Origin of the sequence: Caulobacter segnis ATCC 21756 (assembly GCF_000092285.1) — a bacterium.
Classification (GTDB): Bacteria; Pseudomonadota; Alphaproteobacteria; order Caulobacterales; family Caulobacteraceae; genus Caulobacter; species Caulobacter segnis.
On the sequence record NC_014100.1, the window covers coordinates 822,356 to 846,680 of the forward strand.

The window sequence follows — 24,325 nt, forward strand, 5'->3', positions numbered from 1 at the left end:
GCGCCCGACTTGGCCTAATCCTCGGCGCGTCTGTCACGCCCGAAGGTTCCGATGGCCAAAGCGTTCGATTGCCCGACCTGCGGCCGCCGCCACGAAGACCTGTCGCGGGACCACGGCTTCACCCTGCCTGACGAGGTCTGGGCCCTCCCGGAAGACGAGCGCGAAAGCCAGGCGCGCTACAGCGACGATCTCTGCCAGTGGGGCGATCGGTTCTTCATCCTTTGCATCCTGCCCGTGCCCCTGATCGGCGAGGACGACTATTTCGGCTGGGGTGTCTGGGCCGAGGTCGAGCCCGAGGTGTTCGAGCGCTATCTCGACCTCTACGAGGAAGACGGCCGGGACGAGCCGCCGCACCCCTGCAAGCTGGCCAACAGGCTGGAGCCCTATCCGGGCACGTCGCTGGGCACCCGCCTGCTGGTCCAGTTCCAGGCCCCCGACGAGCGCCCGACCCTGATCCTGCCCGAGGGCGACAAGAGCCGCCTGGCCCAGGAGCAGCGCGACGGGATCGACGCCGCGCGTCATCACGAGCTGCTGGGGCTCGATCTAGCCTAGAGCGCTAGGGTCGGCCCTCATTGCGGAGGCGGAAAGCTTTGGGTCATTCAAAGGCTAAGCTTTCGTCATCCCGGAAGCCTCGCAGAGGCTATCCGGGACCCAGGGGCCGGCGCATCGCGGTTGCCCCTGGGTCCCGGCGCTACAGACCGCAACGCGGTCTTCCGGCCGGGATGACGAAAGAAATTGATCTCAGCGGATTGAATATGGACTCTAGAGCCAGCCCGTCCGCTTGAACCGCCGGTACAGCAGGCCGCAGATGAGGGCGATGCCGGCGAGCACGGCCGGATAGCCGTAGGTCCACTTCAGCTCGGGCATGTGCTCGAAGTTCATGCCGTAGACGCCGGCCACCGCCGTCGGCACGGCCAGGATGGCGGCCCAGGCGGCCAGCTGGCGGGTGATCAGGCCCTGGCGCTGCTGCTCCAGCAGGCTGCTGATTTCGAAGACCGAGGTCAGCACTTCGCGCAGGCCGTCGACCAGGATCTCGGTGCGCTGGATGTGGTCGCGCACGTCGCGGAAATAGGGCCGGACCTCGCTGTCGATGCACGGCAGGTCGTGGTGCTCCAGCGCGCTGACCACCTGGGTCATGGGCCCCAGCAGCTTCTTGAACTTCATCAGCGCCCGGCGAAGGTTGAAGATCCGGGCGATCTCGGCGCGGCTGAGGAAGGCGTCCAGGGCGCGACGCTCGAAGGCGTGCAGGTCGTCCTCGATGGTGTCGACGATCGGCATGTAGCCGTCGACGATGAAGTCCAGCACCGCGTGCAGCACATAGTCGACGCCGTGCGCCAGCAGGACCGGGGCCGCCTCCAACTGGGCGCGCAGCTCGGTATGGGCCCGGGCCGAGCCGTGGCGGACGGTGATCAGGAAGCGCTGGCCGACGAAGAAGTCCGTCTCGCCATAGACGATGTTGTCGTTTTCCAGGTGCGCGGTCTTGGCGACGACGAACAGCTGCTGGCCATAGACGTCGACCTTCGGCGTCTGGCGGGCGGTCAGGGCGTCCTCGACCGCCAGCGGGTGCAGGCCGAAGGCCTGCTGCAGCACGCGCAGCTCGCCTTCATCGGGCTCGACCAGGCCGATCCAGACGAACTCGCCCTCGTGCGGCTTCAGGCCGTCCGGATCATCCAGGCTGAGAGGCCGGGCGAGCTTGCCCTGGACATAGGCGCTGGCGGCGACGACGGTCATCGGCGGGCGCTCAATGGGCCGCCGCGTAGGCCTCGACCTTCGCCACGCGCTCGGCCTTCTCGGCCTCCGACAGGAACGAGCCCGTGAAGCTGTTTTTGGCCAGGGTGACGACCTCGTCGCGGGTCAGGCCGACGGCGTCGGCGGTGGCCAGGTAGTTCTCCAGCAGGTAGCCGCCGAAATAGGCCGGGTCATCGGAATTGACCGTGGCCTTCAGGCCCAGGCTCAGCATCCGCTTCAGCGGGTGGACGTCGAGGCTGGGCACGCCGCACAGCTTCAGGTTCGACAGCGGGCAGACCGTCAGGGTGGTCCCGTCCTTGACCAGGCGCGCGGTCAGGGCCTCGTCCTCGAGGGCGCGGTTGCCGTGGTCGATGCGGTCGACCTTCACCAGGTCGATGGCTTCCCAGACGTATTCCGGCGGGCCTTCCTCGCCGGCGTGGGCCACGACCTTGAGGCCGAGGTCCCGGGCGGCCTGCATCACGCGGGCGAACTTGGCCGGCGGATGGCCGACCTCGGAGCTGTCGAGACCGACGCCGGCCAGCGAGGACAGCCACGGCTTGCCCTGCTCCAGGGTCTCGAAGGCGGACTCTTCGGACAGGTGGCGCAGGAAGCACAGGATCAGCTTGGAGGTGACGCCCAGCGTCTTTTCCGCCTCGTCCATGCCGGCCAGCAGGCCCTTGATCACCGTCTCGAAGGCGATCCCGCGGTCGGTGTGGGTCTGGGGGTCGAAGAAGATCTCGGCGTGCGTCCCGCCGTCGGCCGCCAGGCGCTGGAAGTAGGCCAGGGCCAGGTCCTTGAAGTCGGCCTCGGTGATCAGCACGCCCGCGCCCTGGTAATAGATGTCCAGGAAGTCCTGCAGGTTCGAGAACTCATACGCCGCCCGGATCTCCTCGACCGACTTGTAGGGCAGGGTGATCCCGTTGCGCTGGGCGAGAGCGAACATCAGCTCGGGCTCGAGGCTGCCCTCGATGTGCATGTGCAGTTCGGCCTTAGGCAGGCCGCGAACGAAGTTGGCGAAGGCTGTGTCGGTCATGGGGGAGTTATGGGCCCCGGAGCCGGAGCCTTTCAACCGTCTCCTTCTCCCCTTGAGGGAGAAGGTGTCGCCCCGGACCTGATCCGGGGCGACGGATGAGGGGTTTCCCGGCGCCGCGAGGCAGGCTCAGACGAGGCGCTCGTCGGAAAACCGCCTGGCCGTCCAGTCGATGAACACCCGCACCCGCGGCGACAGTTGGCGGCTTCGCGGATACAGCAGCGACACCGGCGTCGGCGTCGGCGGATAGTCGGCCAGCACCTCGATCAGCCGGCCGTCGGCCAGGAAGTCCTCCACCCGGTAGCGCGGGACCTGGATCAGGCCCAGGCCCAGCAGCCCCATGGCCACGGTGTTCTCGGCGGAGTTCACGGTCACGTCGGCCGCCACGGGAACGGCGCGGACATTGCCGCCCTCGGTGACCTCCAGCGGGTAGGGATGTCCGGTCGCGGCCTGCAGGAAGCCCACCATCCGGTGGCCCCCGAGGTCGTCGGGCGTGCGCGGCGTCCCGAACCGCGCCAGATAGGCTGGGGCGGCGCAGGTGACCTCCGGCAGCAGGGCCACGCGGCGGGCGACCATGGCGCTGTCCGTGAGGTCGCCCATCCGCAGCACGCAGTCGACGCCGTCGCGCACCAGGTCAACCAGCCTGTCGCCCTCGGTGAGCTGCAGCTTCAGCTCGGGGTAGGCGGCCAGGAAGTCCGGCAGGTCCGGCAGCACGAACCGCCGCGCGAGGGCGCCTTGCACGTCCACCCGCAGCAGGCCGCGCGGCGTGCGCTGGCGAAAGGCGCTTTCGGCGTCGTCCAGATCGTCCAGCAGGCGCAGGCAGCGCCGGTAATAGGCCTCGCCGTCCAGGGTGGGGCTGACCTGGCGCGTGGTCCGTTGGAGCAGCCGCGCGCCCAGGCGGGCCTCCAGTTGCTGCACGGCTTCGGTGGCGGTCGAGCGCGGCAGATCCAGATCGGCGGCGGCCTGGGTGAAGCTGCGGCGCTCCACGATCCGGACGAACAGGCGCATCGCCTCGAACCGATCCACGTCCTACGCCTCCATTATTCGATACAGCGAATAGTAATGTCGTTCTTTCCCAAATTATTCAATGAGGGCGAAGGCGCATGGTCTCCGTGCCGACACCAAGTCGGCCTGAACCGGAGACCTTCCATGACCCAAGAGACTCCAACCAAGGTGGCGCTGGTGACCGGCGCCTCGGGCGGCATCGGCGCCGAGGCGGCCAAGCGCCTGGCCCGCGACGGCTTCACCGTCATCGTCAACTACGCCGGCGGCGCCGCGGCCGCGGAGGCGGTGGTCCGCGACATCGAGGCCGCCGGCGGCCGGGCGATCAGCGCCCAGGCCAATGTCGCCGATCCGGCCGCCGTTCGGCGACTGTTCGACCATGCCGAAACCGCGTTCGGCGGGGTGGACGTGCTGGTCAACAACGCCGGGATCATGAAGCTGGCCAGCCTGGCCGACACCGACGACGCCCTGTTCGACCAGACGATCGCGGTGAACCTGAAGGGCGTCTTCAACACCCTGCGCGAGGCCGCGCGCCGCCTGCGCGACGGCGGACGGATCATCAACCTCTCGTCCAGCGTGGTGGGGCTGCGTCCCGAGACCTACGGCGTCTACGCCGCCAGCAAGGCCGCGGTCGAGACGCTGGGCGAGATCCTGACCAAGGAGCTGCGCGGCCGGAACATCACGGTCAACGCCATCGCGCCCGGACCGACGGCCACCAAGCTCTTCTTGGACGGCAAGCCGGTCGAGGCCGTCGAGCGCCTCGCCAAGGCCCCGCCGCTGGAGCGTCTGGGGCGGCCCGAGGATATCGCCGCGACCATCGCCTTCCTGGCCGGGCCGGACGGCGCCTGGGTGAACGGCCAGGTCCTGCGCGTCAACGGCGGCATCATCTGAGGCGGGAGCTGATCATGACAAAGCAAGTCATCCTCGTCACCGGCGCCTCCTCGGGCTTCGGCGCCCTCACAGCCCGGGCCTTGGCCGACGCCGGCCACACGGTCTACGCCTCGATGCGCGAGACCGCAGGCCGCAACGCCCCGCAGGTCGCCGCCGCCGCGGACTATGCCCGCGACCACGCCGTCGACCTGCGGACGGTCGAGCTGGACGTGGCGTCCGAGGCCTCGGTCGCGGCCGCGATTGACCAGATCGTCGCCGAGGCCGGCCGCCTGGACGTCCTGGCGCACAACGCCGGCCACATGAGCTTCGGCCCGGCCGAGGCGTTCACGCCCGAGCAGTACAGCCAGCTCTTCGACGTCAATGTCCTGTCCACTCAGCGGGTCAACCGCGCCGCCCTGCCGATCCTAAGGAGACAAGGGCGGGGCCTGTTGGTCTGGGTCTCGTCCAGCTCGACGCGCGGCGGGACCCCGCCGTTCCTGGCGCCGTACTTCGCGGCCAAGGCGGCGATGGACAGTCTGGCGGTGTCCTACGCCAGCGAGCTTACCCGGTGGGGGATCGAGACCTCGATCATCGTGCCGGGCGCCTTCACCAAGGGCACCAATCACTTCGCCCATGCCGGCAAGCCCGCCGACGCGGCGGTGGAGGCGGCCTATATGGATGGCCCCTATGCCGGCGTCGCCGACAAGGCGCTGGGCGGGCTGGCGGCGCTTGAGCCCGCCGACGCCGACGCGGGCGAGGTGGCGCGGGCCATCGCACGGGTGGTCGATACGCCCTTCGGCAAGCGGCCGTTCCGTGTTCACGTGGACCCGTCCCAGGACGGGGCCGAGGTGGTCAACGGCGTCGCCGACCGCGTGCGCGCGGAGATGTTCCGGCGTATCGGCCTGGACGACCTGCTGAAGGTGAAGTGATCCTGCCTCCCTCGTGGAGGGCCGGCGAGGCGTCCTCTCTCCCGCGACGGGAGAGGGGACGTTGGCGTCAGTGCGCGGCGTCCTTGGCCTTGTCGCCGAGGTCATCGGATAATCCGGAGGCCCCCGATCGGTTGCGGCCTCACGACATCGGCGGCGCCGGCGGCGGCGGGCCTTCGGGCAGCGGGATGAATTCGTCGTGGTCGAGGTCGGGCAGCTTCATGCGGCCCGCGCGCCAGTCGGCCTTGGCCTGCTCGATGCGGTCCTTGGACGACGAGACGAAGTTCCACTCGATGAAGCGCGGGCCGATCGGCTCGCCGCCCAGTAGCATGACGGTCGAGCGCTCGATGGCCTTGAAGACCACCGTGTCGCCCGGCGCGAAGACGGCCATCTGGGCGGTGGTCAGCTCGCGGTCGCCCACCTCGACCCGGCCCTCGGCCACATAGGCCGCGCGCTCGGCGTATTCGGCCGGCAGGGCCGCGACCGTGCCCGGCTCCAGCTCCCAGTGGACATAGAATAGCGGCGAGTAGACCGGCACGTTCGACTTGGCGCCGAAGGCCTCGCCGGCGATCAGCCGCGCCTTCAGCCCGCCCTCTTCGTAGTAGGGCAGGTCGGCCGGGCCCTCGTGGTGCGTGAAGCTGGGATCGATCTCCTCGTATTCCTGGGGCAGGGCGATCCAGGCCTGCATGCCGTCCATGCGGCCACCGTTGGCGCGCAGGCCCTCGAAGCGCTCGGAGTGGGTGATGCCGCTGCCGGCGGTCATCCAGTTGACCTCGTTCGGCTTGATCACCGCCAGCGAGCCGACGCTGTCGCGGTGGGTGATCTCGCCTTGGAACAGATAGGTCAGGGTCGACAGGCCGATGTGCGGGTGCGGGCGCACGTCGGCGTCCTTGGCGAAGCCGGGCTGGAAGGTCGCCGGACCCATGTGATCGAGGAAGGTGAACGGCCCGACCATCCGGTGGGCGTGAAACGGCAGCACCCGGCCGACCTCGAAATTCCCGAGGTTCTTGCGGCGGGCTTCGATGACGAGGTCGATCATGGGAACTCCAGCGGTGGATCGGCCGGAGCTTAGCGGGGCGAGGCGGCGCTCGTCTTGTCCAAAAGAATGGTCTCGGCGCCGTCCCGCCGGGGGCGTCTACAGCGTGTCCGGCGTCTTCTTCAGCGGCCACAGCGCCAGGAGGCTGATCGCGCCGGCCGCGGCCAGGTAGAGGCCCACCAGCTTCAGCCCGCCGTGGGTGGCCAGGGCCTGGGCGATGGCCGGGGTCATGCCGCCGCCGATCACGCCGCCGACATTGAAGGCGATCGAGGCGCCGGTGTAGCGCACCCGGGCCGGGAACAGGCTGGGCAGCCAGGCGCCCAGCGGGCCGTAGACCAGGCCCATGACCACCAGGGCCAGCGAGAGAAAGACGCCGATCAGCCAGAGCGAGCCCGACCCCATCATCGGCGCCAGGGCCGCGCCCGCGACGATGGTCAGCAGGGAGCCGGCCATCAGCACCCGGCGCGGGCTCGACTTGTCCGCCCAGTACCCGGCCCAGACGATGCCGGCGGCCATGAACAGGATGGCGACCAGCAGAACGCTCAGGAACTGCTGGCGGCCATAGCCCAGGGTCGTGACCCCATAGCCCAGCGAGAAGGCGGTGGTCAGGTAGAAGAGCGCGAAGCAGGCCACGACCGCGAAGGTGCCGCCTATGGTCTCGCGCGCGTGGGTCTTCATCAGCTCGGCGACCGGCACGTGCGGCGGCGGGGCTTCGTGGGCCGCGGCGACGAACGCGGGGGTCTCGGTCAGCTTCAGGCGGATCCACAGGCCCACCCCGACCAGCAGGAGGCTGCCCAGGAACGGCACCCGCCAGCCCCAGGCCTGGAACTGCTCGGGCGTCAGCACCGCGCCGAGAATGAGAAAGAGGCCGTTGGCGGCGATGAAGCCGACGGGCGCGCCCAGCTGCGGGAACATGCCAAAGCGCGCGCGGAAGCCGGGCGGGGCGTTCTCGACCGCCAGCAGGGCCGCGCCGCCCCACTCGCCGCCCAGGCCAAAGCCCTGGCCAAAGCGCAGCAGGCACAGCAGGAACGGCGCGATCCAGCCGGCCTGGTGATAGGTCGGCAGGAAGGCGACCAGGAGCGTCGAGCCGCCCATGATCAGCAGCGAGGCGACCAGGGTCGACTTTCTGCCGATGCGATCGCCGAAGTGGCCGAACACGATCGAGCCCAGCGGCCGGGCGATGAAGGCCACGCTCAGGCTGGCGTAGGAGGCCAGCAACTGCATGGCCGGCGAGCTGGCGGGGAAGAACAGCGGCCCGAACACCAGCGAGGCGGCGGTGGCGTAGATATAGAAGTCGTAGAACTCGACCGCCGTGCCGATCAGGCTGGCGGCCAGCACGCGTCGCGTCGACGCGCCGCCAGCGCTCGATTGGGCCATGTGGCCTCTCCCCAAATTGTCGGAAGATCGACGCGCGACGGCCCCGGCCGCCACGCGTCGTCGTCGGATTAGCCCAGCGGGCTCACATACGGGCTGATCAGGCCCAGCGGCACGGCGGTCGAGTTCTTGACGCCGCGGATCACGATGCGGCTCTCGATGTTGCTCACCAGGCCCAGCGACAGCAGCTTGTCGCGCAGGAATTCGTCGAAGGCGCGCATGTCGCGGGTGACGATGCGCATTTCGTAGTCGGCCGCGCCGGTCACGGTGGCGCACTGGACGACCTCGGCCCACTTGGCGACGGCCTGTTCGAACGTGTCCAGATTATCCTTGGTCGGAAGGGACAGCTTGACGGTGCAATAGACCTCGAAGCCCAGGCCCAGCTTCTCGCGGTCCAGGATGGTCACGCGACGCTGGATGACGCCGGCGTCCTCCAGGCGCTTGATCCGGCGCCAGCACGGGCTGGACGACAGGCCGACCCGTTCGGCGATCTCCGCGACGGACAGTCCGGCGTCGTGTTGGATGAGATCCAGGATCTTGGCATCCACGGCGTCGAGTTGTTCGGACAAGAAATTCCTCCCCCCAGCGGGCGTTGGCGCTCACTTCTTGCGCAAAACGGCCACGAGTCGGGCACGCCTTGGGCAAACAATTTCCGCGCTTCTATAAGATATTGCGTTACGGGCGGGAAGACCCGGGAGGAAAATTTTTGCCATGCGGCACTCGGAAGTCACGCTCGACGACAAATATGTGCTCGAAGATGGTCGAGCTTTCATCACTGGCGTGCAAGCGCTGCTGCGGGTCCTGTTGGATCGCAAGCGTCTCGATCGCAAGCTAGGATTGAATACGGCGGGCTTTTTGTCCGGCTATCGCGGATCCCCGCTCGGCGGACTCGATCAGCAGGCCGCGCGGATCAACAAGCTGCTGACCGCGCACGACGTCGTCTTCAAGGAAGGCGTCAACGAGGACCTGGCCGCCACCGCCGTGTGGGGCAGCCAGCAGGCGAATCTGTTCCCGGGCGCCCTCTACGACGGCGTGTTCGGCATGTGGTACGGCAAGGCGCCCGGGGTCGACCGCACCGGCGACGTCTTCAAGCACGCCAATTTCGCCGGCGTCTTCCCGACCGGCGGCGTGCTGGCGGTGGCCGGCGACGACCACAACTGCAAGAGCTCGACCCTGCCGTCGCAGTCCGAGTTCGCCTTCCAGGACTTCGAGATGCCGGTGCTGGCGCCGGCCGATTTGCAGGAGGTGCTGGACTACGGCATTCTCGGCCTGTCGCTGTCGCGGTTCTCAGGGCTCTGGACCGGCATGATCGCCCTGGCCGACACCATGGATAGCGGCGTGACCATCGACGTCTCGCTGGATCGCCACAAGCTGGTCATCCCCGACTTCCCGTTCCCGCCCGGCGGCCTTGGCATCCGGCTGAAGGACCAGCCGATGGAGAAGGAGCGGCGGATGCGGCTCCACAAGATCCCGGCGGCGCTCGCCTTCGCCCGCGCCAACGGAATCGACCGCGTGGTGCTGGGCGCCTCGCACGTTCGCGTCGGCAAGGCGCGGCTGGGCATCGTCTGCCAGGGCCAGGCCTACAAGGACGTGTTGGAGGCCTTCACCGCCATGGGGATGACCCTGCAGGAGGCCGCCGACCTGGGCGTGTCGATCTACAAGGTCGGCATGCCCTGGCCGCTAGAGCCGCTGGGCCTGCGCGCCTTCGCCGCCGGCCTCGAGACCCTGATGGTCATCGAGCACAAGCGCGCCCTGATCGAGCCGCAGGCCCGCGCCGCGCTCTATGACCTGCCCGCCCACGCCCGTCCGCGCGTGATCGGCAAGACCGACGAGAAGGGCGGGCCGCTGCTGTCGGAGCTGGGCTCGCTGTCGGTCGCCGAAGTCGCGCTCGCCATCTACGACCGCCTGCCCGACGGCCCGCACATGGAGCGGGCGCGGGCCTATCTGAACCGCGTCAGCGCCGCCGGCGTCGCCGCCGTCAGCCTGGCCGCGGACCAGGCCCGCAAGCCGTTCTTCTGCTCGGGCTGTCCGCACAACACCTCGACCAAGCTGCCCGAGGGTTCGCGAGCCCTGGCCGGCATCGGCTGCCACTACATGGCCAGCTTCAACGACCCGTCGACGGACCTGAACACCCACATGGGCGGCGAGGGCCTGACCTGGGTCGGCGCCTCGCCGTTCACCAGCGAGAGGCACGTCTTCCAGAACCTGGGCGACGGCACCTACAACCACTCGGGTTCGCTGGCGATCCGGGGCGCGATCGCGGCCGGGACCAACATCACCTACAAGCTGCTCTATAACGACGCCGTCGCCATGACCGGCGGCCAGCGCGCCGAGAGCGGCTTCACTCCGGCCCAGATCACCCGCCAGCTGGCGGCCGAGGGCGTCAAGAAGACCGTCGTCGTGGTCGATGACCTGAAGCGCTACGAGGGCGTCGAGGGCCTGGCGCCCGGCGTCGAGATCTTCCCGCGCTCGGACCTGATCCGCGTGCAGGAGATGCTGCGCGACACGGCGGGCGTGACGGTGCTGCTCTACGACCAGACCTGCGCCACCGAAAAGCGCCGCCGCCGCAAGCGCGGCTCGATGCCCAAGGCCACCCAGCGCGTCTTCATCAACCCGCTGGTCTGCGAAGGCTGCGGCGACTGTTCGGTCAAGTCCAACTGCGTCTCGGTCGAGCCGCTGGCCACCGAGTTTGGCCGCAAGCGCAAGATCAACCAGTCCAGCTGCAATCAGGACTATAGCTGCGTCCAGGGCTTCTGCCCGTCGTTCATCACCCTGGAAGGCGCCGAGAGCGCGCAGGGGAAGAAGACGCCGGCGGCCCTGACCGCCGAGTCGACGCCGCTGCCGGACTTCGAGCCGCTGACCGGCGTGCGCAAGATCCTGTTCACGGGCGTCGGCGGCACGGGCGTCACGACCGTCGCCTCGATCCTGGCCATGGCCGCCCACATCGACGGCCGCGCCGGCAGCGTCGTGGACATGACGGGTCTCGCGCAAAAGGGCGGCTCGGTGTTCAGCCACGTCAAGATCGGCGAGACCGAAGAGACCGTGGTCGGCGGCCGCGTGCCGGCGGCCAGCACCGACGTGCTGATCGCCTGCGACCTGCTGGTGGCCGCCTCGCCGGAAGGCCTGTCGCTCTACGCCAAGGACCGCACCCGCGCCTTCGGCAACAGCGACTTCGCGCCGACCGCCGACTTCGTCACCAGCCGCGACATCCGCTTCGACAGCGGCTCCATGGCTCGGCGGGTCAAGGGCGCGACCCAGACCTTCGACGCCTGCCCGGCCCAGCACCTGGCCGAGAGCCAGTTCGGCGACGCCATCTACGCCAACATGATCATGGTCGGCTTCGCCTGGCAGCGCGGCGTGATCCCGGTCTCCAGCCGCGCTCTCTATCGCGCGATCAAGCTGAACGGCGTCGACGCCGACGCCAACCTGCAGGCCTTCGAGCTGGGCCGCCGCGTCGCCCATGACCCGGCTTCGATCGAGGTGAAAGAAGACAAGGTCGCCACGCCCGAGACCATGCCGCTGGACGACCTGATCGCCCATCGCATCCGCGAGCTGACGGCCTACCAGAACGCCGCCTACGCGCAGCGCTATGCGGACAAGGTGGCCAAGGTCCGTAGCGCCGAGACCGCCATGTCCGGCGCGGACTCGGCCCTGCCGCTGACCCGGGCGGCGGCGACGAACCTCTACAAGCTGATGGCCTACAAGGACGAGTACGAGGTTGCTCGTCTGTATACGGATGGTCGTTTCGCGGCCGAGCTGGCCGGAACCTTCAAGGGCGGCAAGGCCAAGGTCTGGCTGGCCCCGCCGCTGCTGGCCCCGAAGGGCCCGGACGGCAAGCCCAGGAAGATCGCCTTCGGCGGCTGGATGCTGGATCTGGCCTTCCCGGTCATGGCCAGGATGAAGGGCCTGCGCGGCGGCGCGCTGGATATCTTCGGCAAGACCGAGGAGCGCAAGATGGAGCGCGGCCTGATCGCGTCCTACGAGGTGGCTCTGGATCGCCTGGTCGCCGGCCTCTGCGTGGAGAGCCTGCCGCTGGCCCTGAAGATCGCCGAGATCCCGCAGCAGATCCGCGGCTACGGCCACGTCAAGGACGCCTCCGTCCAGACGGCCAAGGCGGCGGAGGAGAAGCTGTGGGCGCAGTGGGAGGGGTAGAGGGAGGGATGGTTCCGACCCTGGTCGGACGTTAGAGCGCCCCCTCCGTCACGTCGCCTATCGGCTCCGCGCCACCTCCCCCGTTTCACGGGTGAGGAAGAAGCCGGACCCTCCTGCCCCGCTCGCGGGGGAGGTGGATCGCCGCGGAACGCGGCGAGACGGAGGGGGCGCTTGCGAGCCAGCCCGCCAACCATTCCGAGCGACCGCTCGGAACGCCCCCTCCTCACCGCACGAACGGCACCTTCGTCGTCCGGTACGTCGCCGCGCGCCAGACCCACTCCAGCGGGCCGTAGTGGAAGCGCTTGAACCACAGCGTCGCCACGATCCCCTGGAGCACCAGGAAGCCCACGCCCAGCCACAGCGCCGTCGACTGCGGCAGCCACTTCCAGGCGCCCAGGCCAAAGCCGTAGAAGATCGGCACCCAGATCAGCGACTGCAGGACGTAGAAGGTCAGGGTCATGCGGCCCATCGGGGCCAGGCGGTCCAGCGCCTTGCGGAACGGGCCCGTGTAGAGCTCGACGATCAGCAGCACGTAGACGCCCATCAGCGAGACGTCGAACCAGCCGCCCAGCAGCGTGCCGATCAGCTTGCGGGCCATCGGCGCGGTCGCGGCGTCCGGCGCCAGGCTCTGCAGAGGCCCGACGCCCAGGTGGCAGGCGATGGCGATGGCGGCCAGCGCCGTCAGGGCCGCGCGGCGCTCGGCCTTGAAGCGGTCGGGATTGTCGAAGAAGCCGGCGCGGCCCAGGCGCAGGCCGACCATGAACAGGGCCAGGATCTGGAACAGTCGCCCGGTCTCCAGGAAGAACCACCACTTGAAGCTCTGCCCCTGCCAGACGTTCCAGACCAGCATCTGGCCCAGCGGCGCGGTGCGGTAGAAGACGGGTCCGGTGTCGCCGTAGTGGTGCGGCGGCTGGTTGGCCCAGGGCTCGCCGGAAAGGGCGCCGGCCAGCTGGAACAGGAGGCCCGGCTGGGCCAGCAGAACGGCGGCCACGCCCAGGATCATCTGGTTGCTGGCCCGGTGATAGGGGATCAGGACGAGACCCAGCGGCGCCAGGACCATCAGGATGTCGCCGCGATAGACCAGGCTGTGAACCAGGCCGATAAAGGCCAGCACGACCATCCGCCAGGCGAAGCGCTTCGAGAAATCGACCCCGCGCTGGTCGGCCTTTTCCATCAGCAGGAAGAAGCTCAGCCCAAAGCACAGGGTCAGCAGGCTGAAGGCCTTGCCCATGAAGAAGGTGGTGAAGATCGTGTGGGTCAGGTTCTGCTGCGGCGCGGCCCAGTAGATCTCGTACTGCTCGAACATGTGGACCATGTAGACGCCGATCAGGGCGAAGGCGCGCAGCGTGTCGATCAAGAGATTGCGCGCGGGCGCGGCCGTCATGGCGTTGGTCATGGTTTCCCCACCTCGTCCCCCCAAAGGACGTCCCCGGAGCGTCTTGGCGCTCCTTACGAAAGCGCGACCTTGGCCAATCCGACGGCGCTGTCAATCGGTCGTGGCTTCGCGGCCGCTGGCGCGGCGGCGAGGGCGGGCTAAGGTGGCGGGATGAGCGAGTTCGATTTCGACGCCGTCGTGGTGGGGGCCGGGGCCGTGGGCCTGGCCTGCGGCTATGCGCTGGCCCGGCGCGGCCTGATGGTCGTGGTGCTGGAGGCGGAAGGCCACATCGGCCAGGGCGTGTCGTCGCGCAATTCCGAGGTGATCCACGGCGGGCTCTACTATCCGACCGGCTCGCTGAAGGCGCGGCTGTGCGTGCAGGGCCGGCGGCTCCTGTACGCGTTCCTCGACGCGCACGGGATCGCCTACAAGCGCTGCGGCAAGCTGGTGGTGGCGACCAGCCAGGAAGAGATTTCCCGCCTCGACGCCATCTGGGACCAGGCCCTGGCCAACGACGTCGAGGGGATGGAGCGCCTGACCGGCGAGCAGGCCCGGGCGATCGAGCCGGGCCTCAACGCCCACGCGGCGCTGCTGTCGCCGGAGAGCGGCGTCTTCGCCAGCCACGACTACATGCTGGCCCTGCAGGGCGAGATCGAGGCGACCGGCGGGACGGTGGTGCTGTCGACGCCGTTCGAGGGCGCCGAGCCGTTCGCCGGCGGCGGCTTCAAGGTGCGGGCCGGCGGGGCCGACCCGACCAGCCTGACCTGCCGGTATCTGGTCACCGCGCCGGGACTGTCCGCGCAGGACGTCGGGGGCCGGATCGAGGGCTATCCCGCCGACCGCATTCCCAAGGCCCACTACGGCAAGGGAGTCTATTTTCGACTGACCGGCAAGGCGCCGTTCTCGCGGTTGATCTATCCGCCGCCGATTCATGGCGCGCTGGGCACCCACTACCGCAACGACCTGGGCGGCCAGGCGGTGTTCGGGCCGGATCTGGAGTACGTGCCCGCGCCCGACTATTCGGTGGATCCGGCGCGCGCCGAGGCCTTCGCCGCCTATATCCGCAAGTTCTGGCCGGGCCTGCCGGACGGCGCCCTGACGCCCGACTACGCCGGCGTGCGGCCCAAGCTGCACGGTCCGGACGCGCCGCAACCCGACTTCCAGCTGCGCGGGGCCGAGGATCATGGATTCGAAGGCCTGATGACCCTGTTCGGCATCGAGAGCCCCGGCCTGACCAGCTCGCTGGCGATTGGGGAAGAGGTGGCGGCGCGGTTGGGAGCGTAAAATCCTGCTCGAAACAGGATTGCCGAACTTACCGTAGGCGCAAAGAGTCCGCCTTCCTGGGCACAAGGCCCAGGAAGGCGAAGCTTGTTGGCATGCGATCGCGCTCCCCGCTAGGAGGAGGATCGTTGCCTTTTGTCCCGCGTTGACACCATGGCCGGGCGCCACGATGGTCCCGGCCCGCAACGTCGCCCCGGAGCCCCCCTTGAGCAACATCCTGCACGCCATGCTGGGCAAGGGGCTGGGCGGTCTCGAGCAGGTCTTTCTCGACTATCAGCCGATTTTAGAGGCCTGGGCCGCGCGGCATGGCGGCCGTTGCGTGGGCGTGGTGCGCCAGGGCGGCAAGGTCGCCGCCGCGCAAGGCGCGCGGACGCCCCCGTTCGCGACCATGCCGGCCTATACCGACTGGGATCCGCTGACCGTCGGCGCGGCCAGGGCCCTGGTCCGAGACGCGCGGCCCGACCTGATCCTCAGCCATGGCCAGCGTCCGGCGCGGGTCTTCGCCAAGGTCGCGCCCGCCGGGGCGGTGCAGGCGATCTGCGTGCACAAGCCGGTCTTCGACATCCGTCCGGGCGTCCACTATCTGTGCGTCGGCCGGCATCTGGCGCGGCTGGCGATCGAGCGCGGCGCGCCCGCCGACCACGTTCACTTCATCCCCAACGCCGTGACGCCGCCGACCGCGCGCGCCGAGCCTTTCACGCGGGCCGAAGGGCCGGTCCGGATCGTCGCCGCCGGCCGCCTGCACCCCAAGAAGGGCTTCGACGTCCTGATCCGCGCCGTCGGCAAGCTGCGCGCCTGGGACCTGGACGTGGTCTGCGAGATCGCCGGCGAGGGCGACGAGCGCGGGGCGCTGGAGGGCCTGATCCGCGAACTCGACCTTGATCCCTGCGTGAAGCTGGTCGGCTGGCGCCAGGACGTGGCCGATTTCCTGGCCACGGGCGACCTGTTCGCGTTCCCTTCGCACCAGGAGGGCTTCCCGCTGACCCTGCTGGAGGCGATGGCCGTCGGCCTGCCGGTGGTCGCCTCGGAGATCGAGGGACCGATCGAGATGATCAAGGACGGCGTCGATGGCCGCCTGGTCCCGGAAGACGACGCCGACCGCCTGGCCGAGGCGCTGGGCGAGCTGATCGGCGACCGCGACGGCGCGCGCCGGCTGGGCGAGGCGGCCCGGGCGCTGGTGCTCGAACAGTACGGCCCAGACCAGCTGGCGCGACGCTTGGAGGCCGCGCTGGACGGAATGCTTTCGTAGAGCGCGCCGGGTGAAAGTGCGCCGTTTCGCCGTCCTGCGGACTGGAACTCTAAGGCTTGATGCGAAGCGCGCTTGGGCGTATGACCCCCGTCCGTCCTGGCGATGGCTGGGTAGCTCAGATGGTTAGAGCGGTGGATTCATAACCCACAGGTCGGCGGTTCGATCCCGCCCCCCGCCACCAGGACGGACTGATTTTCCTTTAAAATCAAAGCTGATCGGCGTGTCAGGCGCCGACCGCCTTTTTGAGGATTTCGTTGGCTCGGCTCTGCCAGCCGGGACCGCTTTCGCGCAGCTTATCCAGCACGTCCTGATCCAGTCGCAGCGTGACCTGCCGCTTGGGGCGTTCGGACTTGGGACGACCGGGCTTGGTCAGCGTCCCGTTGGCGGGGCGAATGACGCGGTCGCCGATGCTGAATTCGGCGCGTTCGAACATATCGTCGGTCCATTCGGGGGCGTCATCCGGATCGGCCCACGAACCGCCTGAATTTCCTTCGTTCCCGGTCAATACACTTTCTCATCGATATGACGCGTCGAGCTGCGCCGCGAGGTGTCCAGATGATGGCGACCAAACGATCGCCGAGATATCCCAAGGTCAAGAAACGTTCTTCGCCGTAGTCCTCTCGGTCATCGAGAACCGTGAACTTCGGGCCATCGAAAACGAGGGTCGCGTCAGCGAAGTCTAGCCCGCGATCCGCAAGGGTCCTTTGCCGCTTCTCTTCGTCGAACTCGATCTTCATGCCGGCTCCATCGCGCCAACACGAATAACCTAGGATTGTTTTTCTGAAAACATCTCCTATGAGGAGAGTCATTTATGTAGTTACGAAAATACCCGAATGCGTGCTAAGGCGCAACGCCGCCCCGCGTCGCCCGTTGTCGCGTCATGGCGCGCGCCCCCAAGGTCTTCACCTGGTCGGACGGTTTCCACCGCTACACGGTGGCGGCGACCTCGCGCGTCAAGGCGCTTGAGGCCTGGGAGACCGACCGCGACCTCTTCAAGGAAGGCGTCGCGCAGGAAGCGCCGGACGCGCCCGACGCCAAGGCGGCCCTGGCCGCGCCGGGCGCGGTGATCCGCCGGGCCGAAGGCGGGCTGAAAGCCGCCGTCGACCGGCTGCCGAAACCCAAGCCGAAGAAGCCCGACGCCTCGGCGGAGGCCGAACGGAAGAAGGCGCTCGCGGACGCTCAGGCCGCGCTCGAAGCCGCCGAGACCGAGCAAAGGGACGCCGAGGCCGACATCGAGGCGCGCCGTCGGGGGCTGGAGGCAGAGGCCAAAGCGCTGGCGCGGTCGTGGACCGCTCGCCACGCCAAGCTCAGAGCGACGGTGGAGCGCTTGCGGCCGCGATAGAGGTCGGCGCGTGACCGCGCAGGCCACGGCGCTCCAGATAGTCCAGCAGCACGGCGGGGTGGTCGGTCTGGACGATGCTGGCGCCCTGGGCGATCAGCCTGCCCCAGGCGCGGTCGGGATCGCGCAGGGCCTGGCGGTCGCCGGACTGGTCGAGCACGCCACGCCAGCCCCTGTTCGCCAGGGTGTTGATCCAGACGCGGATCCGGGCGGCGCGAGCCGCGTCGCGGACGGCGGTGAAGCCCTGACCCTTGAGCGCCACGGTCTCGACCGCGGGAATCTGGCGGGCGCCGGAAGCCTGGCGAAGGGTGATGCCGGCCAGATCGCGGGGCGTCTTGGCCGCCTTGGCCGCGACCATCGGCATGAAGGCCAGGTCCTGATAGGGCGCCTGGTCGGCGATCGGCGGCGCGCCGAACCGGGCCTTGGCCTTGAACAGCACCCAGTCGGCGGCGTCGACGCGACGGGTGATCTCGGCCGCCTCGGCGGCGTGCGAGCCCTTGAGGTCGATATTGACCAGGATGCGGCCACGCGCGGCGGTGAGCACCGCTTCGAGGGTGGGCGGGGCCTCGCCTTCGCCGCCCTTCAGGCGCAGGGCCTGGATTTGCGCCAGGGTCAGCTTGGCGACGTGACCCGAGCCGTTCGTCGTCCGGTCGACCTTGGCGTCGTGCATGACGACCAGCTGGCCGTCGCGCGTGCGGCGCACGTCGATCTCGACCAGGTCGACGCCCAGGGCGATGCAACGCTCCAGCGCGGCCAGGGAGTTTTCCGGGACGGCGTGCTCGAAGCCGTGGCTGGGCGCGGCGCGATGGCAGGCGCGGTGAGCCACCACCAGGACGCCGTCGCCCGGGTCGTAGAGACGCTCGCGCAGCCCGGCGGCGGACGCCGGCCAGGCCGCGGCGCAGAGCGCCAGGACGATCGGGATAGACAGCAGTCGCACGGTCAAGGCCCCCCAGCCTTCAAGCTCCATGACCGACTCACGCGACAGGCGTGCGGCGGTTTGGGCTCACGGATGTGACGGCGCCGGCGCGGCCGGCCCTCATGTGGGCCTCGCGGGATGTGTTGTCCAATTAAGCTTTGTTCAGCGCCGGGGCGCTTCAGGGCTTGCGGAATCCGCGCAGGACGTTGGCCTCGGTGCTGAGCTGGAGCTTGGCGTAGTCGATGCGCGGCGTGTCCGAGAACAGCAGGTAGTAGTACTTCATCTGCTCGGACCACCAGTAGCCGGGGCAGTTGTCGCCCTGGGTCATCGGCTTGGTCGTGATGTCCTTCAGCGCCGTGTAGCCGAAGGCCGCGCGGCTGGTGGCCTTCATCTGCCGATAGTGGATCGCCGCCAGCTGGCGATAGCGCTCGTCGCGATCGATCAGCCAGAGGTTCAGGCAGGCGTCGGGGTATTCCGGGCGCAGGCCGGTGTGCTTGCGGCGCGGCTGGCGGGTGGCGACGTCGATCGACTCCGGGATCACGCCGAACGTCGCCTGCATCTCGGTGAAGGAGGCCAGGTAGTCGTCGCCTTCTTTCTTGTGGCCGACCTGTCCCAGCAGGCCGGCGTAGTAGGCGGCCAGTTCGCTCTGGGCGGTGTTCACCACCGCGCCGGTCTCGTAGTCGACCATCGGGAACCACAGGCGGCCGTCGTAGCGCTTGGCCTGGTGGGCCAGCTGGGCGGCGGTGCATTCCTGCGCCCAGCGCTTGCAGTCCTGGTCGCCGAACAGCTCCCAGGCGTCCCACAGGTACTCGTAGAAGCTGTCGGCATAGACGTCGATGCTGGCCGAACGGCTGGTGTAGGCGCCGGTGCGGGCGTCGATATTGGCGGCCATCAGGCCGATCTTCGAGCGCCGATCCAGGGCGTGCTTCATGGCGCGCTTGGCGATGTCGAAATAGCGCGGCTCGCCGGTCAGCTGGCTCAGCACCCCGAACTCGGTGATGTAGGTGCCGATCTCGGCCAGGTTCGTCTCGGGGTCGCGGACGGCGCCGGTCTTCAGGTTCACATAGCGCCAGGGCAGGCCGTGCGGCGAGGCCTCGAACGCCTTCAGCAGGCGGTCAGCCAAGTCCTTGGCCTTGGCCAGCAGCACGGGGTCGCCGCAGGCCAGGTGCGCCGCGATCAGGCCGCCGACCAGCCGGATGTTGGTCTCGAAGACCTGCGCCTCGCCGTCGACGTCGAAGTCGAGCGAGGTCTTCACCCAGTCGACGCCCGCCTGGAACTCGGCGTCCAGGCCCATGATCCACAGGGTGTCCAGCGCCTCGACCAGCGACAGGCCCAGGTCGTGCCCTTCGATGAAGAACGAGCGCGAGGTCCCGCTGACCGGATTGATCTCGTCCTTGCCCCAAGCCTTGGCGACATAGCCGCGCCAGGCCCACTGGAACTCGGACCGCACGTCGGCGGCCAGGGCCTTCCAGTCCTCGGCAGGCGCGGCGGCGAGGGCGGGGGCGTAAAGGCCCGCCGCGCCCAGCGAGGCGAGAGCGGAGCGGCGCGTGAGTCGGGCGAGGGTCATGCGCCGAGCTTATCGGGCGACGTCGACAGCGGAAAGCGGCCGGCCGGGGTCACGACACCCCGGCCGGTAAAGAGGTCGACGGGTGGGGACGCCGACTAGCTCTTGTGGGGAATGACGCCACCACGGACGACGGACCGCCATGCGGCATGTCAAATGACGTTGAGCCGGCGCCTCAACCCTGGCCCATCATGCCGCCCTCGTGGGCTTCGGGCAGGCGGGCGACCAGGCGGCACTCCAGGCCTTCGCGGCGATAGTCCATCGCCGCTTCGCCCTTCAGCTCGCCGCGCAGGCTGCGCTCGATCAGGCGCGAGCCGAAGCCCTTGCGCGTCGGCGGCGACACCGGCGGACCGCCGGCCTCGCGCCAGGTGACGTCTAGCGCGCGGGTGTCGGGATCGTAGGTCCAGCCCAGCCGCACCCGGCCCGTCGCGCTGGAAAGGGCGCCGTATTTCAGCGCGTTGGTCGCCAGCTCGTGAAAGGTCAGCGCCATGGTCAGGGCGCCGCCGGGTTGCATCCAGACGGGAGGACCCTCGATGCTGACCCGCGCGCCGGCCTCGTCGAACGGCTGCAGGGCGCGCTCGGCCACCTCGCGCAGTTCGGCCCCGTGCCAGCTCTCGCGAGTCAGGATGTCGTGCACCCGCGACAGGCCCAGCAGGCGGGCCTCGAACTTCTCGAAGGCGACCATCGGGTCGGGCTCGTTGCGCAGGGTTTGCGAGGCCATCGACTGGACCGTGGCCAGGGTGTTCTTCACCCGGTGGTTCAGCTCGTTGATCAGGAGGCGCAGCTGGGCCTGGTAGCGGCCTTGGGCGTCGTCGGCCTGTTTGCGGGCGCTGATGTCGGAGATGATCGCCAGGATGTAGGCGGGCTGGCCGTCGACCTTGACCATCGAGGCGGTCAGATGGATCCACAGGTCGCCGCCGGGGACCAGCACGCGCCGCTCGGCCGAGCAGGTCTCGGCCTCGCCCGACAGCAGCTTGGCCGCGCTTTCCAGGGTGGCCTCGACCGAGTCGGGGTGCATCAGGTTCTGCAGCGTCGCGCCGACCAGCACATCGCGGTCCCGGCGCAGCAGGGCGCAGAAGGCGTCATTGGCTTCCAGCACGGCGCCGGTGGGCGTGAGGCGCGCAACGCCCATCGCCGCCTGGTCGAACACCGCGCGATAGCGGGCCTCGGCGGCCTCCAGCTTCAGCCGCGCCTGGATGTTGGCGGTGACGACCTCGGTGTAGAGGACGAGCCCGCCGATCTCGCCCGTGTCGGTGCGCCAGGGGGCCATCGACCAGCGGATCCACTCGGTGCGGCCGTCGCGGTCGACGTAAGGGTCGCCTTCGTGATGCAGCTCGACGCCCTCGGCCAGGACCCGCGCATGCAGGTCGCGCCACTTCTGGGGGACTTCGGGAAAGGCGTCGTAGTGGCGGCGACCGATCAGCGGCATGTCGGCGGGCAGGCGCTGGTCGGTCAGATACTGACGCGAGGCGGCCAGGTAGCGCATCTGGCTGTCGAAGATGGCGATCCCCAGCGGCGCGTGCTTCAGCGCGGTGGTCACGCTGGGAGACGCGGACAGAGGCGGGGCTTCGTCGATCATTCCGGTCATCGTATCGGCGTCGGGGCTCCCTACGACTGACTTTCCCGTGAGGCTTACCGATAACGCGGTTCGCGTCATCCCGTTACCGGAAACACGCGAGTCTGTTTCACGACGCCGTAGGCGAAGCTGGTGTCGATCGAGGCGATGCCCGGAATGGCGTGCAGCTTGCGCCGCATGAAGTCCTCGTAGGCCTCCAGGCTGTCGACGATGACGCGCAGCAGGTAGTCGTCCCCGCCGGCCAGCAGGAAGCAGTCCAGGATCTGGTCGATCCGGGCCACCGCCGCCTCGAATCCCTGGATCAGGTCCTGGCCGTGGCGGTCCAGCCGCACCCGGACGAAGACGGTGATCGGCAGGCCGTAGGCCTTCTGGTCGACGAGGGCGGTGTAGCCCTTGATCACGCCCTCGGCCTCGAGGTTGCGCACCCGGCGCAGGCAGGGCGAGGGCGACAGGTTCACCCGCTCGGCCAGCTCCTGGTTGGTCAGGCGGCCGTCCTTCTGCAACTCGCGGATGATCTGGCGATCCTTGGCGTCCATGGGCGGCCTCTTGAGCAGAATCTGCTAAAATAGAAGCCCATCGTGGCAGACTTCGCAATCTGTCGCGGCGCTTCGAGGATCACAGTAGCTCCAAAAGGGAGCGATCCATGCGCGGCGATCAAGGCGGCTTTTCCACCCGGGCCATCCACGCGGGCTACGACCCCGCCAACGAGCATGGGGCGCTGACCCCGCCCGTCCACCTGACCTCGACCTTCGCCTTCGACAGCGCCGAGGCCGGCGGCGAGATGTTCGCCGGGACGCGGGAGGGACACTTCTATTCGCGCATCTCCAACCCGACGACCGACCTGTTGGAGCGTCGCCTGGCCAGCCTGGAAGGCGGCGAGGCGGCGGTGGCGACGGCCTCGGGCATGGGGGCGATCACCGCGGTGCTGTGGAGCTTCCTGCAGGCCGGGGACGAGGTGATCACCGACCAGACCCTCTACGGCTGCACCTTCGCCTTCATGCGCGACGGCCTGACGCGCTTTGGCGTCACCGTGCGCCAGGTGGACATGACCGATCCGCGCGCCCTGGCGGCGGCGATCTCGGACAAGACCCGGATCGTCTATTTCGAGACGCCCGCCAATCCGAACATGCGCCTCGTCGACATCGCCGCGATCAGCCGGATCGCCCGGGCGGCCGGCGCCAAGGTGGTGGTCGACAACACCTACGCCACGCCAGTCCTGACCCGGCCGCTCGCCCTCGGCGCCGACATCGTCGTCCACTCGGCGACCAAGTACCTGGGCGGCCATGGCGATCTGGTCGGCGGGATCGCCATCGGCGGCGTCGAGGACATGCGCCGCGTGCGCATGGTGGGGGTCAAGGACATGACCGGCGCGGTGATGTCGCCGTTCACCGCCTTCCTGGTGATGCGCGGCCTGAAGACCCTGTCCCTGCGCATGGCGCGCCACGGCGAGAGCGCCTTGGCGGTCGCGCGCTGGCTGGAGACCCATCCGGCGGTGACGGGTGTCTTCTATCCAGGCCTCGCGAGCTTCCCGCAGCACGCCCTGGCCGCGCGGCAGATGGCGCACGGCGGCGGCATGATGGCGTTCGAGCTGAAGGGCGGCCACGCGGCCGGGGTGGCGATGATGAACCGGCTGACCCTGATCCGCCGCGCCGTCTCGTTGGGCGACGCCGAGACCCTGATCCAGCACCCGGCCAGCATGACCCACTCGACCTACACGCCGCAGGAGCGCGCCGAGGCGGGAATCGGCGAGGGGCTGGTGCGGCTGTCGGTCGGTCTGGAGGACGTGGCCGACATCCTGGGCGACCTGGAGACGGCGCTGGAGCCGGAGCGCGTGGCGGCGTCCGCTTAAGGGCGCGACATCGCTCTAGAAACCTTCATTTTGAACAGCCGATTAACCGCGTCGTGCCTTTATCGACGTCATGGCGAAACCTGGCATGGACCCTGACCGGCGAAGCGGCGCGCGGCTGCCGACGAACCGCTCGGGCAAGATCCTGTGCGGGGCCTTCGCCTGGGACTGCGTGATCCGCGATCTCTCGAGCCAGGGCGCCAAGGTCCAGATGCTGGCCAGCGCCGCCCCGCCGACCCAGGCGCAACTGGTCGATCTGGTCGCCGGCCAGGCCCACGACGTGATGGTCGCCTGGCAGAAGGAGCGCGAGGTGGGGATGCGGATCGTGCGGACCTACGACCTGCGTGGTCTTTCTCCGGCGGCGGTGGGCGCGGCCAAGCGGATCTGGCAGGCCTTCCGCGCCGCCCCGCCGGCCCCCTGACAGACCTCCAGATATGACAAAGACCTCGGTTGAGCAGGCCGAGGTCTCGTCAAATCGCGGTGGATCCTGTCGCCGCTTTAAGCGACTTCGGGCCGCTGGGCTTCGTCGGCCATGGCGCGGACCAGGTCGAGCACCTGGCGGCGCACGCGGCCGCGACCGATGCGCGGGAACACCTCGGCCAGTTCCAGGCCTTCCGGCGTGGTCAGGAATTCCTGCACGACCTTTTCGGCGTGCTGGGCGGTAGCGTCGATCTCGGCGCCGCTCATCGGATCGGCCAGGCCTTCGAAGAAGAACGACACCGGGACCTGAAGGGTCTTGGCGATGTCGTACAGCTTGCTGGCGCTGACGCGATTGGCGCCGCGCTCATATTTCTGGACCTGCTGGAAGGTCAGCCCCAGGGAGTCCGCAAGCTGTTCTTGGCTCACGCCCATCAGCTTACGGCGCATCCGCACCCGGCCGCCCACATGCAGGTCGACGGGGTTGGGGCGTCGGCCTTCGGTGTCTTCGCTCATTTGTAAATCCGCCTCCAACGGTTGTCGGGGGAAAATGACACGACCGTGACGTCGGTGGAAGCGAGCGTGGCCAGGCGCGGCGTTAGGTCGCGATGGCGAAGCTTTTTGCGAAACATCCGCAGAATCGC

General features: G+C 68.9%; 23 protein-coding genes and 1 tRNA gene. 10 read left to right on the forward strand and 14 right to left on the reverse strand.

What is annotated here, in order from left to right; translation table 11 throughout:
* The first annotated feature begins 51 nt into the window (after window positions 1-51).
* Window positions 52-552 (forward strand): DUF2199 domain-containing protein, encoded by a 501-nt coding sequence (locus CSEG_RS03855; protein ID WP_013077947.1) that lies wholly within the window; start codon window positions 52-54, stop codon window positions 550-552.
* A 210-nt stretch (window positions 553-762) separates the two neighbouring features.
* Here the strand turns inward: CSEG_RS03855 and corA are convergent, their stop codons facing one another.
* From corA to CSEG_RS03870, 3 genes are all read right to left on the reverse strand, one after another.
* Window positions 763-1,731, reverse strand: coding sequence for a magnesium/cobalt transporter CorA (gene corA, locus CSEG_RS03860; protein ID WP_013077948.1), 969 nt, complete (start codon window positions 1,729-1,731; stop codon window positions 763-765).
* Window positions 1,732-1,741: 10 nt separating this feature from the next.
* Window positions 1,742-2,761, reverse strand: coding sequence for an adenosine deaminase (locus tag CSEG_RS03865; RefSeq protein ID WP_041538172.1), 1,020 nt, complete (start codon window positions 2,759-2,761; stop codon window positions 1,742-1,744).
* 126 nt (window positions 2,762-2,887) lie between these two features.
* Window positions 2,888-3,784 (reverse strand): LysR family transcriptional regulator, encoded by an 897-nt coding sequence (locus CSEG_RS03870; protein WP_013077950.1) that lies wholly within the window; start codon window positions 3,782-3,784, stop codon window positions 2,888-2,890.
* A 123-nt stretch (window positions 3,785-3,907) separates the two neighbouring features.
* Here CSEG_RS03870 and CSEG_RS03875 point away from each other — a divergent pair, with 123 nt between their 5' ends.
* On the forward strand, window positions 3,908-4,651 hold the full coding sequence (locus CSEG_RS03875; protein WP_013077951.1) for an SDR family oxidoreductase: 744 nt from the start codon (window positions 3,908-3,910) through the stop codon (window positions 4,649-4,651).
* 14 nt (window positions 4,652-4,665) lie between these two features.
* Window positions 4,666-5,559 carry an SDR family oxidoreductase gene (locus CSEG_RS03880; protein WP_013077952.1) on the forward strand — a complete coding sequence of 298 codons (894 nt, stop codon included), beginning with the start codon at window positions 4,666-4,668 and terminating at the stop codon, window positions 5,557-5,559.
* Window positions 5,560-5,698: 139 nt separating this feature from the next.
* Here the strand turns inward: CSEG_RS03880 and CSEG_RS03885 are convergent, their stop codons facing one another.
* The 3 genes from CSEG_RS03885 to CSEG_RS03895 form a co-directional block, all read right to left on the reverse strand.
* Window positions 5,699-6,595, reverse strand: a complete 897-nt coding sequence (locus CSEG_RS03885; RefSeq protein ID WP_013077953.1) for a pirin family protein — start codon at window positions 6,593-6,595, stop codon at window positions 5,699-5,701.
* 96 nt (window positions 6,596-6,691) lie between these two features.
* Window positions 6,692-7,969, reverse strand: a complete 1,278-nt coding sequence (locus CSEG_RS03890) for an MFS transporter (protein WP_013077954.1) — start codon at window positions 7,967-7,969, stop codon at window positions 6,692-6,694.
* Between the two features lie 68 nt (window positions 7,970-8,037).
* Window positions 8,038-8,535 (reverse strand): Lrp/AsnC family transcriptional regulator, encoded by a 498-nt coding sequence (locus CSEG_RS03895; protein WP_013077955.1) that lies wholly within the window; start codon window positions 8,533-8,535, stop codon window positions 8,038-8,040.
* Window positions 8,536-8,677: 142 nt separating this feature from the next.
* Between CSEG_RS03895 and CSEG_RS03900 the strand changes: the two genes are divergently transcribed.
* Window positions 8,678-12,118, forward strand: a complete 3,441-nt coding sequence (locus CSEG_RS03900; RefSeq protein ID WP_013077956.1) for an indolepyruvate ferredoxin oxidoreductase family protein — start codon at window positions 8,678-8,680, stop codon at window positions 12,116-12,118.
* 223 nt (window positions 12,119-12,341) lie between these two features.
* Here CSEG_RS03900 and CSEG_RS03905 read toward each other — a convergent pair whose 3' ends face one another.
* Window positions 12,342-13,514 (reverse strand): DUF418 domain-containing protein, encoded by a 1,173-nt coding sequence (locus CSEG_RS03905; RefSeq protein WP_013077957.1) that lies wholly within the window; start codon window positions 13,512-13,514, stop codon window positions 12,342-12,344.
* Window positions 13,515-13,664: 150 nt separating this feature from the next.
* On the opposite strand from CSEG_RS03905, the gene CSEG_RS03910 reads away from it, so the two are divergent.
* The 3 genes from CSEG_RS03910 (at window position 13,665) to CSEG_RS03920 (ending at window position 16,204) form a co-directional block, all read left to right on the forward strand.
* On the forward strand, window positions 13,665-14,777 hold the full coding sequence (locus CSEG_RS03910; protein WP_013077958.1) for an NAD(P)/FAD-dependent oxidoreductase: 1,113 nt from the start codon (window positions 13,665-13,667) through the stop codon (window positions 14,775-14,777).
* 202 nt (window positions 14,778-14,979) lie between these two features.
* Complete coding sequence (locus CSEG_RS03915; RefSeq protein WP_041538174.1) at window positions 14,980-16,023, forward strand: glycosyltransferase; 1,044 nt, start codon at window positions 14,980-14,982, stop codon at window positions 16,021-16,023.
* 104 nt (window positions 16,024-16,127) lie between these two features.
* A tRNA-Met gene (locus tag CSEG_RS03920) sits at window positions 16,128-16,204 on the forward strand.
* Between the two features lie 42 nt (window positions 16,205-16,246).
* On the opposite strand, the gene CSEG_RS03925 is transcribed toward CSEG_RS03920, so the two are convergent.
* Together CSEG_RS03925 and CSEG_RS03930 are read right to left on the reverse strand one after the other, a co-directional pair.
* Entirely contained in the window at window positions 16,247-16,528 is a 282-nt protein-coding gene (locus tag CSEG_RS03925) for a BrnA antitoxin family protein (RefSeq protein WP_013077960.1), read from the reverse strand.
* Window positions 16,479-16,760, reverse strand: coding sequence for a BrnT family toxin (locus CSEG_RS03930; RefSeq protein WP_013077961.1), 282 nt, complete (start codon window positions 16,758-16,760; stop codon window positions 16,479-16,481). The genes CSEG_RS03925 and CSEG_RS03930 overlap by 50 nt, the downstream gene beginning before the upstream one ends.
* Window positions 16,761-16,903: 143 nt before the next feature.
* Here CSEG_RS03930 and CSEG_RS03935 point away from each other — a divergent pair, with 143 nt between their 5' ends.
* Complete coding sequence (locus tag CSEG_RS03935) at window positions 16,904-17,365, forward strand: hypothetical protein (protein ID WP_013077962.1); 462 nt, start codon at window positions 16,904-16,906, stop codon at window positions 17,363-17,365.
* On the opposite strand, the gene CSEG_RS03940 is transcribed toward CSEG_RS03935, so the two are convergent.
* The 4 genes from CSEG_RS03940 to CSEG_RS03955 all read right to left on the reverse strand — a co-directional run bounded on the left by CSEG_RS03940 (window position 17,331) and on the right by CSEG_RS03955 (window position 21,954).
* A complete protein-coding gene (locus CSEG_RS03940; RefSeq protein WP_106907283.1) occupies window positions 17,331-18,299 on the reverse strand; it encodes a glycerophosphodiester phosphodiesterase family protein in 969 nt (322 codons plus the stop codon). The two genes, CSEG_RS03935 and CSEG_RS03940, sit on opposite strands and share 35 nt — an antisense overlap.
* 157 nt (window positions 18,300-18,456) lie before the next feature.
* Complete coding sequence (locus CSEG_RS03945; protein ID WP_013077964.1) at window positions 18,457-19,845, reverse strand: glycoside hydrolase family 47 protein; 1,389 nt, start codon at window positions 19,843-19,845, stop codon at window positions 18,457-18,459.
* Window positions 19,846-20,017: 172 nt separating this feature from the next.
* Entirely contained in the window at window positions 20,018-21,421 is a 1,404-nt protein-coding gene (locus CSEG_RS03950; RefSeq protein ID WP_041538463.1) for a sensor histidine kinase, read from the reverse strand.
* 74 nt (window positions 21,422-21,495) lie between these two features.
* On the reverse strand, window positions 21,496-21,954 hold the full coding sequence (locus CSEG_RS03955; RefSeq protein WP_013077966.1) for an Lrp/AsnC family transcriptional regulator: 459 nt from the start codon (window positions 21,952-21,954) through the stop codon (window positions 21,496-21,498).
* Window positions 21,955-22,061: 107 nt separating this feature from the next.
* On the opposite strand from CSEG_RS03955, the gene CSEG_RS03960 reads away from it, so the two are divergent.
* Window positions 22,062-23,267: a methionine gamma-lyase gene (locus CSEG_RS03960; protein WP_013077967.1), complete on the forward strand. Its 1,206-nt coding sequence runs from the start codon at window positions 22,062-22,064 to the stop codon at window positions 23,265-23,267.
* An 85-nt stretch (window positions 23,268-23,352) separates the two neighbouring features.
* Window positions 23,353-23,685 (forward strand): PilZ domain-containing protein, encoded by a 333-nt coding sequence (locus CSEG_RS03965; protein ID WP_013077968.1) that lies wholly within the window; start codon window positions 23,353-23,355, stop codon window positions 23,683-23,685.
* Window positions 23,686-23,762: 77 nt separating this feature from the next.
* Here CSEG_RS03965 and CSEG_RS03970 read toward each other — a convergent pair whose 3' ends face one another.
* Complete coding sequence (locus CSEG_RS03970; protein WP_013077969.1) at window positions 23,763-24,197, reverse strand: helix-turn-helix domain-containing protein; 435 nt, start codon at window positions 24,195-24,197, stop codon at window positions 23,763-23,765.
* Window positions 24,198-24,325 lie beyond the last annotated feature (128 nt).

Bases quoted from the DNA above. Each gene is read 5' to 3' on its own strand.
- CSEG_RS03855 (WP_013077947.1), top strand. From the start codon at position 52: ATGGCCAAAGCGTTCGATTGCCCGACCTGCGGCCGCCGCCACGAAGAC.
- corA (WP_013077948.1), bottom strand. From the start codon at position 1,731: ATGACCGTCGTCGCCGCCAGCGCCTATGTCCAGGGCAAGCTCGCCCGG.
- CSEG_RS03865 (WP_041538172.1), bottom strand. From the start codon at position 2,761: ATGACCGACACAGCCTTCGCCAACTTCGTTCGCGGCCTGCCTAAGGCC.
- CSEG_RS03875 (WP_013077951.1), top strand. From the start codon at position 3,908: ATGACCCAAGAGACTCCAACCAAGGTGGCGCTGGTGACCGGCGCCTCG.
- CSEG_RS03880 (WP_013077952.1), top strand. From the start codon at position 4,666: ATGACAAAGCAAGTCATCCTCGTCACCGGCGCCTCCTCGGGCTTCGGC.
- CSEG_RS03885 (WP_013077953.1), bottom strand. From the start codon at position 6,595: ATGATCGACCTCGTCATCGAAGCCCGCCGCAAGAACCTCGGGAATTTC.
- CSEG_RS03890 (WP_013077954.1), bottom strand. From the start codon at position 7,969: ATGGCCCAATCGAGCGCTGGCGGCGCGTCGACGCGACGCGTGCTGGCC.
- CSEG_RS03900 (WP_013077956.1), top strand. From the start codon at position 8,678: ATGCGGCACTCGGAAGTCACGCTCGACGACAAATATGTGCTCGAAGAT.
- CSEG_RS03905 (WP_013077957.1), bottom strand. From the start codon at position 13,514: ATGACCAACGCCATGACGGCCGCGCCCGCGCGCAATCTCTTGATCGAC.
- CSEG_RS03910 (WP_013077958.1), top strand. From the start codon at position 13,665: ATGAGCGAGTTCGATTTCGACGCCGTCGTGGTGGGGGCCGGGGCCGTG.
- CSEG_RS03930 (WP_013077961.1), bottom strand. From the start codon at position 16,760: ATGAAGATCGAGTTCGACGAAGAGAAGCGGCAAAGGACCCTTGCGGAT.
- CSEG_RS03935 (WP_013077962.1), top strand. From the start codon at position 16,904: ATGGCGCGCGCCCCCAAGGTCTTCACCTGGTCGGACGGTTTCCACCGC.
- CSEG_RS03945 (WP_013077964.1), bottom strand. From the start codon at position 19,845: ATGACCCTCGCCCGACTCACGCGCCGCTCCGCTCTCGCCTCGCTGGGC.
- CSEG_RS03950 (WP_041538463.1), bottom strand. From the start codon at position 21,421: ATGATCGACGAAGCCCCGCCTCTGTCCGCGTCTCCCAGCGTGACCACC.
- CSEG_RS03955 (WP_013077966.1), bottom strand. From the start codon at position 21,954: ATGGACGCCAAGGATCGCCAGATCATCCGCGAGTTGCAGAAGGACGGC.
- CSEG_RS03960 (WP_013077967.1), top strand. From the start codon at position 22,062: ATGCGCGGCGATCAAGGCGGCTTTTCCACCCGGGCCATCCACGCGGGC.
- CSEG_RS03965 (WP_013077968.1), top strand. From the start codon at position 23,353: ATGGACCCTGACCGGCGAAGCGGCGCGCGGCTGCCGACGAACCGCTCG.
- CSEG_RS03970 (WP_013077969.1), bottom strand. From the start codon at position 24,197: ATGAGCGAAGACACCGAAGGCCGACGCCCCAACCCCGTCGACCTGCAT.